11 protein-coding genes are annotated in these 15,934 nt (G+C 38.3%); all 11 read right to left on the bottom strand.

The genetic code is table 11. The features are described 5' to 3' along the window. Positions 1 to 268: 268 nt before the first annotated feature. The 11 genes from GSQ84_RS26120 to GSQ84_RS26070 all read right to left on the bottom strand — a co-directional run bounded on the left by GSQ84_RS26120 (position 269) and on the right by GSQ84_RS26070 (position 15,934). Complete coding sequence (locus GSQ84_RS26120; RefSeq protein ID WP_158800300.1) at positions 269 to 508, bottom strand: hypothetical protein; 240 nt, start codon at positions 506 to 508, stop codon at positions 269 to 271. A gap of 427 nt (positions 509 to 935) precedes the next feature. Further along, positions 936 to 1,367: a hypothetical protein gene (locus tag GSQ84_RS26115; RefSeq protein ID WP_158800299.1), complete on the bottom strand. Its 432-nt coding sequence runs from the start codon at positions 1,365 to 1,367 to the stop codon at positions 936 to 938. Positions 1,368 to 1,371: 4 nt separating this feature from the next. Then, complete coding sequence (locus tag GSQ84_RS26110; protein ID WP_158800298.1) at positions 1,372 to 4,707, bottom strand: DUF6443 domain-containing protein; 3,336 nt, start codon at positions 4,705 to 4,707, stop codon at positions 1,372 to 1,374. 75 nt (positions 4,708 to 4,782) lie between these two features. After that, positions 4,783 to 8,076: a hypothetical protein gene (locus GSQ84_RS26105; protein WP_158800297.1), complete on the bottom strand. Its 3,294-nt coding sequence runs from the start codon at positions 8,074 to 8,076 to the stop codon at positions 4,783 to 4,785. Positions 8,077 to 8,599: 523 nt separating this feature from the next. Then, on the bottom strand, positions 8,600 to 9,931 hold the full coding sequence (locus GSQ84_RS26100) for a hypothetical protein (RefSeq protein ID WP_158800296.1): 1,332 nt from the start codon (positions 9,929 to 9,931) through the stop codon (positions 8,600 to 8,602). A 66-nt stretch (positions 9,932 to 9,997) separates the two neighbouring features. After that, positions 9,998 to 10,942 carry a hypothetical protein gene (locus GSQ84_RS26095; RefSeq protein WP_158800295.1) on the bottom strand — a complete coding sequence of 315 codons (945 nt, stop codon included), beginning with the start codon at positions 10,940 to 10,942 and terminating at the stop codon, positions 9,998 to 10,000. A gap of 139 nt (positions 10,943 to 11,081) precedes the next feature. Further along, positions 11,082 to 12,116, bottom strand: coding sequence for a hypothetical protein (locus GSQ84_RS26090; protein WP_158800294.1), 1,035 nt, complete (start codon positions 12,114 to 12,116; stop codon positions 11,082 to 11,084). An 11-nt stretch (positions 12,117 to 12,127) separates the two neighbouring features. Beyond that, positions 12,128 to 12,859 (bottom strand): hypothetical protein, encoded by a 732-nt coding sequence (locus GSQ84_RS26085; RefSeq protein ID WP_158800293.1) that lies wholly within the window; start codon positions 12,857 to 12,859, stop codon positions 12,128 to 12,130. 7 nt (positions 12,860 to 12,866) lie between these two features. After that, positions 12,867 to 13,778, bottom strand: a complete 912-nt coding sequence (locus GSQ84_RS26080) for a hypothetical protein (RefSeq protein ID WP_158800292.1) — start codon at positions 13,776 to 13,778, stop codon at positions 12,867 to 12,869. A 14-nt stretch (positions 13,779 to 13,792) separates the two neighbouring features. After that, positions 13,793 to 14,773 (bottom strand): cell division protein ZapB, encoded by a 981-nt coding sequence (locus GSQ84_RS26075; protein ID WP_158800291.1) that lies wholly within the window; start codon positions 14,771 to 14,773, stop codon positions 13,793 to 13,795. 18 nt (positions 14,774 to 14,791) lie between these two features. Continuing rightward, complete coding sequence (locus GSQ84_RS26070) at positions 14,792 to 15,934, bottom strand: type II secretion system F family protein (protein ID WP_158800290.1); 1,143 nt, start codon at positions 15,932 to 15,934, stop codon at positions 14,792 to 14,794.

Below are 15,934 nucleotides of genomic sequence, written 5' to 3'. Positions count from 1 at the left end.
TGATTAAACATTGTAAAAGTGGCCTAGACAGACAATTAGCACATTAAAATAGGATTAAAAATTAGATTATCTTAACAAAGATTTTATTGCCGATAAAACAAACAATTAAAATTCACCTTTTTGTTTAAAGCGTGTGCTTGATAATAACTAAGGCCGGTTAAACATCATAAACACTTTTCTTAAGGACGCATAAGATCCATCAAGTAACTTTTTTGTCATTACTCCATCTTCTGCTAAAGAACCCTGTTTTTCAAATCAAATCTCCTAATTAAATGCGAAATTCCGGCTGTAAGCGAAAGATCTTAATTTCCGCAGATGAGTGAATAAAATCAATTCCATCATCCCAAAATTTCGTCTTCCTCATCTTCTCACCACCAGCAGAAGTAGACTTCTCATGCCTCTTATCTATATTCTCTTTCATAGACGCATTTCCATCAGCGTTATTATCATGTTTATAAACACTAAGATCGCCGTTATAATAAACTGCTAAAAGGCGGAGAACATACATGTGATATTGCCATTGATGAACTGGAATGCTTTGCCGGGTACTTCGTCATGACCATTGACCAGGTATTGTATTTTGACAGTCAGCCTTTAGAGATCATCATTCAGGACAAGGCTAATTTTGAACAGGTCAACCTGATCAATTAGCTCGATGCGGAAGACCGCACGGTGGCCTTTAAGATCATTGATATCATGCTCACAAAAAAAAGTTCAAGGATTTTTTTAACAACAAAATGGCGGCATTGAAATCAACAACCAAATTGCGATCTTTTGTTCTACTTCGGCAAAAGCGAAGGCAACGGATTTTTGGGGTACACAAATTGCAGATTATAAAACACACCAATAAGCTTCATAAACGGATATATATAATAAAGCCTGGCTCAATTTATCAGGCTTTATTGTTGGTAATTATGGCTTTCAAAATTTATCCACTACCTGTAAGTGGATTTAAGTTGCCATATTATTTCCTTCAAAAAATCATCATTACGATAATAATAGTCCCCTGAACTTAAGATACCTCCTGGTTCACTAGTATTAGACAACTCAAGATTATCTTTCTTACCATCATTATAGATTATTTCAACTGTACAATGTCCCATACTAGACTTAAAGTTGATACTATTAAAGCTGACTTTCGTTGATTTTAGTATCATTTTACGAATATATAATATACTGTCAGGATCAGTTATTCTAAGCTTTTTGTTCCCAAATATACCTCTATCGGAAACCTCAAAAGCCGATACTCTATCCCAGGGGAAGTTAATAATATCTAATTCTCTTGCCGAACCTGCTCTAAATACAAAATAATATAATGAAAACCCTAATAAAATAGCTATACATAAAAGTATTCTTCTTCTTAACATAATTCTATTTTTTAAATGGAATTGACCATCCTCTGATAATTTTAGATTCGGTAAACGAATATTGCGCACCCACTTGCCCCCCGCCACCGTAAGAAGCCAAACTGCCGGAATAAAGGGTTGTAACCCCCTTTTGATTTACATTCCATTTTCCATTTGTATATGAGTCGATAAACGTGGCGCCAAAAGGTCCGGCCCCAAAAGACACTCCTTGTGACTTACCTTCAAAAGTATCTCTCGTAAGTGGTTTCCCGCTATTTTCATTAAAATCTATATTACCTGCAGCGATACCAGCTGACAAGTTTAATCCCATGTTTCTATCTATTGTAGAAGGCTGATAGAAATATATACCTTGGTCGTCCCCTTTATTTATAAACACCATTTGCAAAGCCCCACCAGTACCACCTCCAAAAGCAAAATCAACTCCTGCCTGAACCATATAAGCATCTGCTCCTGATGGCTTAAGATCTACATCTCTTAAATCTACCGTTAGAGGGTCAGTTTTTGCCGAAGCTGAAAGGTTAGTATATTGTTTTATATCATATTGATCTGTTTTTACAACAACAAGAGGGGCTTGTTTCTTAGTTTCAGCATCAATGCCATAAATTGTTATATCATCTGCTTTCTTCCCGTCCTGATCAACAAACCTGATTGGATTATTATTACCATAGACATAAGGAGAAAATCTTCTACCTAATTCTGCTTTAGGATCAACCACGTTCCATCTTCCAATCACTGGATCATAGAACCTTGCCCCGTAATCATATTGCCCTAACTCTTCCTGCAACTCCTTCTTATTGTAAAGATACTTATTAACACCATTCTTTGCAGACTTTCTTAACCCAAAAGCATAATAATCATCCTGCTGAAGAACCTCCAGGTTTCCGTTCACTGGATTCTTGTAAAAACTTAATCGAGTATTACCCAGGTGATCAGAGAGGTTATATTCATAACTGTACGTTCCACTGTTATTTCGAGCTAACCCTTCTTCTGTCTGAATAAAATCAATTTGCCCAGCTGAATACTGAATTCCATTAATATAATCTGTTTTGGCAGTATTGCTGATTTTTTGAAGTTTATTGCCAGAGGCATCATAGACATAGGTCATTGCCAATCCACTCTTAGATACCGATTGAGGAAGATTCAAGTAATTATATCCAAATGAAACACCATTCCTTCCATCAGTAATAGCATTACCATTATTATCGTAACTATAAGAACTTGTAGCCAGCCCTCCCGTTATTCCGCTCAACTGGTTTCCACTATAATTGTACGTTCCCGTAGTGCCATCGCGCGTTAATTGTGCGATGTTGCCATTAAAATCATAACTAATTGATTCGCCCATTACAACACCGGTACTATTTGCCGAACTTAACCGGTTGAGTAAATCATAACCATAAGTAAAAACATTGGGAAGAGTGGTAGCCGTGCCCCAACTCTGACCAGAGATGTTTCCATTCCATTGTGCAACAGTACCATCCTCATAATTAAGACGCTCACTAAACTCATTACTTGTTAATGATTTCAGCCACCCCCTCTCATTATAGGTATAGCTGGTATTTTGTAAACCATTGTGCAATGATTTCTGCTGTAATTGTCCTATCTCATTGTAGGTGTTTTTACTCAGCAGTATTTCTCCCTGGCTATTTATATTTTTATAAGTGTTTACCAACCTACCCTGATGATCATATTCCATCCTTGTGCTAATGGTTAAAACGGCGTTATTTGCATGATGGTCACGGCTGCTCAACAACAGTTCGCCAGAAAAGTCGTACGTATTGGTGGTCTCATCATAATTGGGAACTGAGCTTCCTCCACCCAGGTAATGCTGGTGAAAATTCTTTATCAGCCTGGCTCTAGAATCATAGTAATTGATGTCCTGGAGCATAGTTGTCGTACCAATTACCCGTGTTAATTTACCGGTTAATAAAGTCATGGTCTGGCTGCTGCCTCCGGTAAAACTGTAGTTGCTTGCATTAGGGAAATTATAATTATCATAATAATTGATTTGATAATTATCACCTGCTGTTCGGGGGAAAGCCAGGCTTGTATAACCTATTCCCCCGCTTTGGGCCGTTTCCCATAAAGCTGCATTATTTACAGAATCCAGAAGGCTGGACGCCGAAGCCGCACTTGTATATAATCCGCTGATAATTACGCGTCCAAGTGGATCGTACTTAATAAAGTTCCATTCTGGAGTTGATTTGGCATGTTGTACACCGTCCTGGCTCAACACCAATTGATCTAATTGGTTATAGACAAAATACTCCCAGGCTTTTCCCGGAATCTTTTTTTCGATCACACGGTTTCTGCCATCATAGTGATAACCGTATATATATTTGTTAAAACTATCATCTCCTTCGCCAAATGTACTTAAGCTTGATGGCCCATTTTCATTTACGGCTGGTGGCAAAACATATTGGAGGTTACCCAGAACACTGTAAATGTAATATGTACTTAGACTGGTAGTCTCTGTTTGCCAATATCTTTTCAAGACTATATGACCTTCAACATCTTTAAATTCTTCAACACTACCTCCTTTTAGCGTTCTGCTAACATTTTGATCTCTGGTAACGGTTTTATAGAGCCTGCCAGCATCATAATATGCTGTGCCCGAAGCAGTGGTACCGGATATAGACCATAATTTAACCTCGTTGGCGACGTTGGTTGCGTATTCAATTTGATCTGTATGGCCTTGTGATACCTGCCATGATGATCCCTGGGCACCTTGTTGTAAAACGCGACTCAAAGGTGAGTTTTCAAAAACTGTCTCACTAAATGGGTATGAGGTAGCTTGAATGCCTGCCGTAGGGGCACTAAAAAAGCTACTTTGTTCATTTATTCCGGAACTCCGAAAAGTACCATTACTCGGATCCTGTAAAGCATAGGGTTCATATTTTAAATTTTCACGGCCGAAAGCATCGTATGTTATTGGCTGAACTAAATCTTTAAAGCTGGGACTGGCTTGAACATCAACATTTTGCATGGGCCTTGCCAGACCATCGAGATATTGTATCGTCTGGTTCACTTCAGCTGCAGCATGTGCACTGGCAACACTTGCAGCAGTTACGCCTGAAATCTTAAATAGCTTTGTACTCACATAATTCTGAGTAGCACTTGGCTGACTGGCAAAAGGGCCTGTTGGTACAGTTTCGATATAGATCCGCACAGTGCTACCCGAGGGTACCGTAAATCCAGGCAGCAAAGTGATGCTGCCATTAGATTTGATTTCGGTTTGATTTGAATAACTACTGAACGAAAGGTTTGTTTGGGCATAGGAACAAAAGGATAAGGTATTAAGTGCAATTGCCAAAAGGCAGGATAATAAGTTGTTTTTTTTCATGAGATCGTTGTATTACAGCTTATGATGACGGAGGTTATAGAAAAAATTTTGGTGGTTGCCAGTCTCGTAGACATATTACTGATTTTGATAGTGATAATCCATATACTTAATGATGTTACCATCATTATCTTTGATATCCATCAAACGCTGAAAAGCATCATATTCATAGTAGGTGGTCAGCGCTTTCGCATCAGTAATTGACGACAAACCAACCCCTGGTTTGTAGGTGTAAATACTAATTTTAGCATTGGATAATTTGGTACGTAAGGCACCCAATTGATTTCTGATCTGGTTGTCGTCAGTAGTTGTTTGCAATTGATCAATAACAGTCTGACTTAAAGCACCTGCAACATCATTATAAGTAGCGTTCTCTATTTCAACGATCGGATATTCATTATTATATCCCCATAAAATGGTTTTTGTTGCATGATTATCTTTGAGGACAGATACAATTCTGCTACCTGCGTTATAAGTATTTGTGATTCGGTTCGTATAATACGCAGCGGGCAAAATAACATTTGGGTCTAACCCTGTGGTATCAGATAAATTGGTATTTTCATAATTGAAAACATTTATAATCTGTCCAGCATCATTATAATTCATTACCCTACCTGAAGTCAATTTCCCGTTTCTTGATATTTCCTGCCTTAAAGGGGTTTCTAAGATATTATTCGCAACTAAATTATTGACGTTGAATCCAGATACAGAATTAAAATCGGCCGGGAAATATGATTTTTCCGTTATCTGTTCTCCTTTACTACTTGTACCATCAGTTCTGGAAAGTATAAATTGCTTATTGTAGGAAAACGTTTTGGCATCGGTTATACTGGACAATTGCTGGTCTGAACTATTATATAAATAACTGATTGTTGTTTCAGATCGGGGTAAGTACCACTCTGTTACTGCTTTATCAATGCCGATACCATAGGTACCTGGTGTTGCCCAGCTGATTAGCTTCATACCTATGGTATCACGAACAGCCCTGCTCATTGAATTGTACACCCAGCTCTTTCTGTTGAGTAGGTTATACTGCGTGCCACTTATGCTTTTAAAATCCCTTTTTTCCAAAAGTGTGCCAGACTCCCAGTCGGCTTTAATATTATCGGGAAACGGATAACTGTATACGTAGTCATTGTTCCAGTCGAAATCATATTCCGATTTAAGTTTTGTAGAACCATTTTCAGAAAATTCAGCAACATTAGTATATCTCAAAACCTGGCCATCTGAAGAATTCAATGGTATCGCCGATTGTGAAGATACTTCCAACACAGGACTACTACTATTTAATCCGCAGGGCACTGTAAATGCCGACGCAGGAAAGTTAAATATCAGACCGCTGGTTTGGGTTGGGTTTGCAAAGGAGTTATAGGCGTAGGATGTTACCAATGCCGGAGAAGTCCCAATCTGTTTTGTAATTCTTTTGATGCGTACCCCGCCCGCGTAAGTTGAATTTGGACCCAGTTTTGCAGAAAATTCACTCCATGTTAAGGCTATTGTAAAATCTGGATTGGGCACCGCGTCTGTTGGCCGTAACTCTGCTACAAGTTTATATTGACCTGATGGCAGATTGGTGGACATATCACCAACACTGACGGTTAAACTAAAGCTGGGATTGGTGATACCTTTGATACTTACCCCTAAAGGACAGCTTAAAGAATTCATATTCGCACAGGCATTTTGGATCACTATATGAACAGGATTTGGTGTATTCACGTTGCCAATAGTGAAATTATAAACATATTGGTTTGGATCCTGTGCTTGTTGAACCGAATTGCTTTTGTAAATTAGAGCTGCTGCATCAATCATACCGGAATATTGAAAGCCGGATGTGCTGGCATTTACACCAGATTTTGATACAATATTACTCTCATATTCATAAGTTGTACTTCCTCCAGTTGGATATTTTATTGTTTGAAGTAAGTTTGCCTGGTTAAAAATAGTATCAGTTGTGCGATCAGCTCCAGTCAAATAACCTGTACTACCCGAGTTGACCAGGCTTGCTAAAACTTTAGGAACTAGAGATATCCCGTTTTGCTTGCCATTATAATAACCCCAAAAGTCTTGTGCAGATGATAATCGACTAGGTAGATTTGCCGTCGAATTGTAAGAAAACACATAAGGCGGAAGCACATTGCCATTGGCGTCGCTCTCTGTCACACTTTTTAGATACAGTCTTTTCGTTGATACTGACTGAACAGTTGGCGAAGTGGTTGCAAATGGCAAACTATAAGATTCCGCGGGACTGATCCAATAGTCAAAACCGAGAATATATGATTTTAAAATCTGAGCAGATTTATTTTGAATAACTATTTTATCCAGTTCACCAGGTCCGGCAACAATATCCTGACGGGCTGTTTGTGAAGGCTGAAAAAGCACATCCACTAAGTTTCCTGAAATTTTGTTCAGGACAGATTTTGTTGAAGTCTGGACATATGTAGTTCCGCTAGCTACTTCATTATTTGGAATTGCACATCCGCTGGTACCCGCGTAGAACTTTCTTTCACCTCCGCGACCAAAATCAGTCGCCTGCACAGTGGTGTAATAGTAACTTATGGCTTCATTTTGAGACGAGAGAATGTCCATTACCTGCCATGTTGAGACGGCAGAGACATCATCCGAAGGTGAGATACTGACTCCTGAAAGCCCAAATGAGGTGACCATTTGATTTCCTGAGCTATCATATGCACTCCTGGTACCGTCTTTGGATTTACCGAAATAACATTTGGTACCGTTTGGCAAGGTTAAAATAAAACCATCAATATTACTATTAGAGTTTACCGTGTAATCTATTTTAACACGCTGTCTGGGTGTCATTACAAATTGGCGAAGCTGTTGGTCAAAGTAGAACCTACCGGAATAGCCCATGACAGAAAAATAGTAGATATCTGGTTCTCCATCAAAAACACCGGATTGTATATCATTATAGGCATTACTTCTTGCTGTACTATTATTTGCTGTTGAAACAATGGACTTTACAGTTCTTGAAGTGTACATGTAACCATTTGTAGTGTTAAAATCATCTGGTTTACCTCTAATTACCCGATAGAGAGAAGCCCCTGTGTTTAAAGACCAGCCTAATCCTACGGATGTTGCTACTTCTTCAACTTTAATTCCAGAAGCATTGTAAGCCAAACTTACCGGGATTTTAAGGCTACCACTTTCAACAGTGTATAATGGGACGCTGATGTCCGGAACGCCTGTAGAGTAAGAAACCGGTGAAGTAACATATTTTCCTAAAGCGGCAACTTCCGGCGTAGGGGGAGTAGTACTATAAAGGTTTAATGGGTTAAAGGTTTGTGCAGAAGCAAGATTTGAACCGATAACGAAAGCAAAAGATAAATAAAACCTGAGAGTAGTAGAAATATTCATATGAATGAATTAAAAGCAGTTAATTTTTTAATCAGTTTAAATTTTCAAAAAATAATAATGTGATAAGAGATGTTATAGATTTCTATGATTGTTAAAATGTGTAAAGATGTTTTAAAAGTCTTTCATTTGACGTCAACGAAGTCAATATTGACCCAATTTTTATCTGACCTGATACAACAGTCCGGAGAGTATATAACATAATTTGAAAAATTGCCTATGTTTATAAAAAAAGTTGTGTTTCCAGTAGAAATTGCATAGCGTCTAATTTTACGACAAAATAAAAAGAATAATTTATAACACAATAGGTGTAGCCTTAAAAAGTTGTATATTTTTTTTAATTAAAAATAAGTTTATAATCAGTGAGTGGCTACTTCGATCTTGTTAATAATAATCAACTCCTTAGCAGGTACAGCATTGTTAGCTGTGAATTTGGTTTAGAGCAGTTCTGAACATCCAATGTTTCCTAATAAATATAGACTACCCAGCTGAAACCGTTCTTCAATAAAGTCGCCATATATTATCATTATTTAATTTTTTCTAAAACTTCGGAGATGGTCTTTTCTAGTTTTAAGATCTTTTGATCCTGCATTTCTATTCTGCTTTGCTGGTCTTTTAATTGTTTATCCTTCTCGATGAGGTACAACGTGAGCTCTTCTACATTTTTTAGCAGTTTTGAATTCACCTCTCCCAGGTTTTGTCCGTTTGCTTCTATTTCATTGGCAGAGGGCATATCCGGCAGATGTTTATTTTTTACGAGATATTTCTCCAAATTTTCTAAGGATTGCAAATGATAGGTTTGATCAAATACATAATCCGGCCAGCTGGCCGCCGCATTGGTAACCGTAATGGCCTGAGCCAGGATTTCTCCTTTAACGGATAGCGTCTTCTGAGGATTTATTGTTCCAATACCAACCCTACCTCCTACTAGTGTAAGCTCATTCATATATCCGTTATAGTATGAACTTAAAATCAATCTGGATGAAGAAGAAGTACCACTAGCATTATCTAAGTAACTGCTTATTTTCGGACCGATATGTGCCGCGTCATATGACGAAAAAGAAAGCGAAGCACCAGCTCCGGGAGTATTTGACAAATTTCTTAATAACATATTCCCTGCAACATCCAGCTTTTGAGTTGGTGCAGCCGTACCAATACCAGTATTACCACCACTGCCTTGTAATACAAGATCACCCGCTACACTACCTCCGGTATTGAATGCCCTGATTTGAGAATAAGTATTTCCACTAGCTGCACCCTGGTCTATCTGAAGAAAGGAACCTGTAGTACCAATAGCAACATCACTGGTGCCAATGAATGTTTTGCCCCTTACATCAAGATTACCTATCGGGTTTATGGTTCCTACACCTACACTTCCACCCTTTAAGGTAAGCTCATTCATATACCCGTTATTGTAAGAACTTAAAATCAATCTTGACGAAGAAGCAGTACCGGCTGCAAAATCTAAATAGCTGCTTATTTTCGGTCCAGGGTGGGCAGCATCATATGATGAAAAAGAAAGAGACGCACCGGCCCCGGTTGTATTTGCCAGATTTCTTAACAGGATATTTCCAGAAACATCCAGTTTCTGACTTGGCGCATCGTTACCGATACCAAAATTACCATTAACATCTAAAGTGGCTTTCGAAAGACCTGCCGTAAAAAATCTCATGCCACCGAAAGATGTAAAGTAAGCAACAGCACCAGCGGTCAGTGCCGGGTCATTGTACCAGCCTAAACCATAATGATATACAGTTGTATTACCATACGTAAAGGTTTGAGTTCCAATATTGATATTCTGTGCATAGGAATAGCTAATAACAAACATCAGCTGTAATAAGAGTAGTGCTTTTTTCATAAAAAATAAGTTCGGGATCTTAACGATTAAGTTATGGGGATAATAAGAGTATGCGGTTCCAATGATTTAATTGATGTTAAGCTTGTTTTTAATTAGCTGCAACTGATCATCTAAACTTTTCAATTGAGTTTTTAATTGATCATTTATTGCTTTCTGATTTTTTGATTCCGCGTCTTTTTCAATCAGATAAAGTGTTAATTCTTCTACTTTTTTTGTAAGCAGTTTATTCATGTCACCTAAGTTGAGACCGGACTTTATCACTTCACTTTCTGAAGGTATACCCGGCAAATGCTGATTTTTATCGATGTAGGTTTTTACTTCTGACAAAGGAAGTAGTGGATATTCCTTTTTGAAAACATAGTCAGACCAGCCAGTCATGTCTACCTTTACTTCTGTAGAATGAATAATACCATTAACCGCTAATTTTTCTACAGGATTAGTAATTCCAATACCTACATTTCCTGCAAAATAATTATTGCCGGTCGCATAAAAATAAGCCGTAGTTTCATAAGCTAATCCGCTGGAGTTAACGTATGCATCTTTTGTAGTTTTATAAGTTATACTATTTCCATTTTGTACGAGTAGTGGTAGTGGATTTTGAACGCCATCATAAACAACAGGATTTGTTACAACATCTGATTTGAAGTAGTATGTTGTTCCGCCGCCACGTAGCCATATGACTTCAATGTTGCTGTTATTCCCACTGGTAGGATCACCCCATCCCGCTATAAAATCCAAATTTATTACACCTGGGCCACCTAGCTCATTATTACTCTGCATGATATCCGCTTCAGCGAATCTGGCCCCGTTTCCCCAATTGGTTTCGTGAAATCTAAATTTTGCAATGATCGATCCCCTCCAATCACTATTCAGGTGAACAGATGACCTGCCAATTTCCAGATTTGTAGCAGTGTTTTGAACCGACCCGGCATCTATAAAAGTTACGGGATAAAATTTTGTAAAATCGCCGCCAACATTGAATGAACCTGCCTGCTGTGCGAACGTGCTCATTGAAACAAGCACAAATAAGAATGTAAATAATTTCTTCACAAGAATTAACATTAAATAAAAAACACAACTAAATAAAGGGTAACGTAAATGAAAGTACAGACCAGCCTTATTGTCTCAGCTGGAATAACTGTATATTGTCTTATTTTTTAGAGATCACCAGCAATGCTTCCACTTGCTTTTTAAGGTTATCAATTTGCGATTGCTGGCTATTAATTTGTGATTGTTGCGCGCGATCATTTTTATCTTTATCAACGAGGTAAAGTGTTAATTCTTCGACTTTCTTAGTCAGCAGTTTATTCATCTCACCTAAATTTAGGCCCGACTTTATCACTTCACTTTCTGAAGGCATATCTGGCAAATGCTGATTTTTATCGATGTAGGATTTTACCTCTGACAAAGGAAGTAATGGATATTCCTTTTTTAAAACATAGTCAGACCAGCCAGTCATATCTACCTTCACTTCCTGGGAATGGATAACACCGTTTACAGCAAGCTTCTCTAAAGGAGTTGCTATCCCAATACCTACATTACCGTTTCCAGTAATTCTAAGCAATTGAGTAGAAACATTGGCATTGTCATAATCATAAAATGAAAATCCTCCAGCTCCACCTGCTCCTCTGTTATTAATAAAATCTGCTTCTCCATTAAGGGCACTTTTATTCCAACCTATTAGCATTTGGCCTGTATTTGCCAAGTAACTGATGTTGTTAGCTACATAATTTGGATCAAGATTTGCATTTGTACCACCAGTTAATAAGGTACCAGCTACAGAAAGCCTTGCCATGGGTGTTACAGTATTTATACCAACATTTCCAGAAGATAAAACAGTAAACCTAGTTTGGTAGGCAGTGTATGGCCAAACCGAAGTAGCAGCAGCAACGCTGAATGAGCCATCTCCGCTCGTGCCATTTGCCCCTGGAGGTCCGATGATCGTTGCTAACGTATTGGGTGCCTGACCAAGATCTACACCAAATCCCATGTAAAAACCTAAAATACCACCAGAGCCATAGATCAATTGTTTTACACCAATATTACCACCGAAATCCAGCGGTGCAGCAGGACTATTCGTCCCTATACCTACATTTCCTGTTGAAGACCATGGAGAGGTATTCTGTGCATAAGCGCCAGAGCAGAAAGTTATTATAGACAATACTAAAAAGGAGATTTTTTTCATATGAAAGCTAGTTATTTATGATTTGAGAGAGTATCAACTTTTTTGTTAAGCAGCTTCACTTCTTGCTCTAGTTCCTGAAGCTCTTTTTGATTTTCAATCAGATATAATGTCAATTCCTCTACTTTTTTAGTCAGTATTTTATTCATCTCTCCTACATTGAGACCAGATTTAACCAATTCACTTTCTGAAGGCATATCTGGTAAATGCTGGTTTTTATCGATGTAAGTTTGCACTTCTGATAATGGAAGCAATAGATATTCCTTTTTAAAAACATAATCAGCCCAGTTATTCATATCTACCTTTACTTCCTTAGAATGAATAGTTCCGTTAACGGCTAATTTTTCTACTGGATTAGCTACTCCAATACCAACATTTCCAGATCCTGTAATTCTAACCAATTGAGTGAGCACGTTGGTATTCGAATAATCATAAAATAAATATCCGCCTTGACCACCACCACCTCTATTTGCTATAAAATCTGTTTCCCCCTCAGAGGCGGTTCTGTTCCACGCAACTAATAACTGACCTGTATTGGCGAGGTAAGTAAAAGCATTTGTTGTAACAAGTGGATCGATATTCGCTTGTCCGCCTGCGAGTAAAGCTGTTCCATTTACAGAAAAATTAGCTTTTGGATTAGTAGTATTGATACCTACATTTCCTGTTGCCGGAAATGTATTTTGAGCATAGGAGTTAACAGATAGCATACCTGTTAGAAGTAATAAAAGAGATAAATTTTTCATCATAAAATAACTATTTATTTTTTTTGTTTTCTTGAATGAATTGATTCATTTGGTTCTTCAGTTCCTGAAGCTCTTTTTGATTTTCAATCAGATATAATGTCAATTCCTCCACTTTTTTAGTCAGTATTTTATTCATCTCTCCTACATTGAGACCAGATTTAACCAATTCACTTTCTGAAGGCATATCTGGTAAATGCTGATTTTTATCGATGTAAGTTTTTACTTCTGATAATGGAAGCAGTGAATATTCGTTTTTAAAAACATAATCAGCCCAGCCGTTCACATCAACATTTACTTCTTTGGTATGTATATTTCCATTTACTGCTAATGAATACCCTTTCGGATCAACTGTCCCTATTCCTACTTTTCCCGTTCCGGTTATTGTAAACTCATTTGAGTAAAGCCCCCTTACATCACCAGGAAGAATCGTTACATTATCCATGGATACATCCGTAATACCTGAAAAAAAAGAAGTACCTCTTAACTCTATATCGGGGACGTTATCTGGAATTTGTACAGCTATAGTAAAAAGCTGCCATCCATTACTGATCCTGAAGTCACTGGGTTTTATCGTAATTACGCCATACTCTAATCCATTGGATATACTAAAAACATCCAGATTAAGTAAAGGCAAATTGGAAAGATTAGAAGCGACCTTCATCCGAAATTGAATCAGGTAATTGCCTCCCAGAAAATGTTTATAAGGACCATACCAAAAAGTACCGCTAGGTGCCGAAGCAGACCTGAAAATAGCCACCCCACCTTGTGCAGTGACGTCAGTAATTATACTGGAGCCCGGATCAAGGGGTAAGTTTTTCCCGTGTATTCTGTAAATAGCAATACTATCCTGCGAGAACGCCGAAAAAGATACATTTAAAAGGGCCAGCAGAAAAAGCCCAGCTATAATTTTGTAGGTTTTCATTTTTTTAGTAATGTTTATTTTTGGTTTTTAACGAGGTTGTTAATTCTCTCTTCCAGAGCCTTAAAATTTGATTGATTTTCATCCTTTAGCCTTTTGATTTCCTCTTCAAGCTGAGCCTGCCTATTTTCATTTTGGCTACTTCTTTCCATCTTTTCCTGCAGCTGCTGAAGTTGTTTTTGATTATCAATAAGATATAGTGTCAATTCTTCCACTTTTTTGGTTAAAAGCTTATTCATATCACCTAAACTAAGGCCTGTTTTGATGACTTCACTCTCTGAAGGCATATCTGGTAAATGCTGATTTTTATCGATGTAAGTTTTAACTTCTGATAATGGAAGCAATGGATATTCTTTTTTAAAAACATAATCAGACCAACCGGTCATATCTACTTTTACTTCCTGCGAATGAATAATACCATTAACTGCTAATTTTTCAAGTGGGTTAGCGATCCCAATACCAACATTACCTGAATTTCCCTGGATAATCATTTTGGTAGTTAAAGCATATGGTGATGCACCCCATGAAAGGGTCTGAAACTCTATTGTCCCCCCATGTCCATCAGCTATTTCACCCGCCTTAACTCCTGCAAGGGCCTGTCCGCTATTGCCAGAGTAATCAGTTGTCCCTATCGAAATCAGATCTGAGGTTCCTCCGCCAACGTGTAACTTCGATTTTGGAGTGCCAGTACCAATACCTACATTACCTTGATAAGCATTTAACCAACTATCATTATTACCAGTTAGCCGTGTATTTTCTGTTCCATCAGCATAAAACATTCTTAATGTTGAACCAACGCCAAACCCTCCGGTAATGAGTGTATAATCATTGCCTCCCTGTGCACCGATCCTTAAACTACCAGCAACATCCAGTGGATATTGTGGATTTACAGTTCCAATCCCAATGTTTCCGGTGGCAGCCCATGGATAAGTATTCTGCGCATAAGAACTGGAGTAGAAAGAGAGAATAATCACTAAAAAGAGAGAGAGCTTCTTCATTTTACACGATTTGATTTTTTAAAAACTATTACTCATCTGGAACATCGGCAGGTACATGGCAATTAATATTACCCCAACCACTAAGCCTAAAAAAACGATGATCAGCGGCTCCAGCAAACTGCTGATGGTGTTGGTACGGAATTCTACTTCTTCAGTATACTGACTGGCAATTTTTTCAAAGAAATGGTCCATCCTGTTGATCTCTTCTCCAACTTTGATCAGCTGGATCATCTTGGCGGGATAAAAAGAAAAGGCAGCTAAACTTTTATGCAGGGACTCTCCCTGAAGAATACTTTCTTCTACCTGTAGTAAGGAGGTTTCGATTGGATAATAATCAATCATCTGCCGCACCAGACCTATTGACCGCAGCAGCGGTGTATCGGTACTGACCAGCAAGCGCATTGTATTGGCAAATCTGGCCAGGTAGATCTTCTTTACCAAGTCGCCTACCACAGGAACCCTTAAAATCAACTCTGAAGAAAATCTTCTGAACCATAATGTTTTACGGTTGAGGAAGTAAATAGCAATGCCTACACAGATCAGTAGTATGACGTATATAAAATATCTATCAAACCAGCCCGAAATAGCGATGATCTTACCGGTGATCCAGGGAAGCTGCCCACCAAATCTCAAGAACACATTGGCAAACATGGGCACTACAAATTTGATCATAAACAGTACAGCACCCATAGAGGTACACAATACAATTGCGGGATAAGTAACCGCGCTGATGATCTTTCTTCGCTGTTGGATCTTGCTCTTGTAAAATTTAGCCAGATCTGTTAATACTTCCCCCAAACGACCTGTCTCTTCCCCGATTTTGATACTGTAATACTCGTAATCACTAAACTTACCCGCTTCTTTTAGCGCCTCTGAAAGGGAATGTCCGGCCAAAATATTTTTCCTGATCCCTTCAAAAAGCTCTGCGTCTTTTTTATTTTCCTGGTCAACCAGGATCAGTTCAAGTGCCGTTCTCAGGTCTATTCCTGAAAGCAGCAGCGTACTTAATTCTACATACAAGGCTTCCTTCTTTTTATCAGCTACCTGATTACTTCCAAAGCTGATATCCTGGTTAAAAAAAGCCAGTAAATTGGCCGTATCCTGACCACTGGCAGCCGAAGTTTTTTTCTTAGGGTAACGGGAGATATCTATTGAGGGCAT

The sequence above is a fragment of the Pedobacter sp. L105 genome, from assembly GCF_009765875.1.
Taxonomy (GTDB): Bacteria; Bacteroidota; Bacteroidia; order Sphingobacteriales; family Sphingobacteriaceae; genus Pedobacter.
Note: the sequence above shows the minus strand (reverse complement) of the source record. Positions and strands in the feature narration are given on the sequence as shown.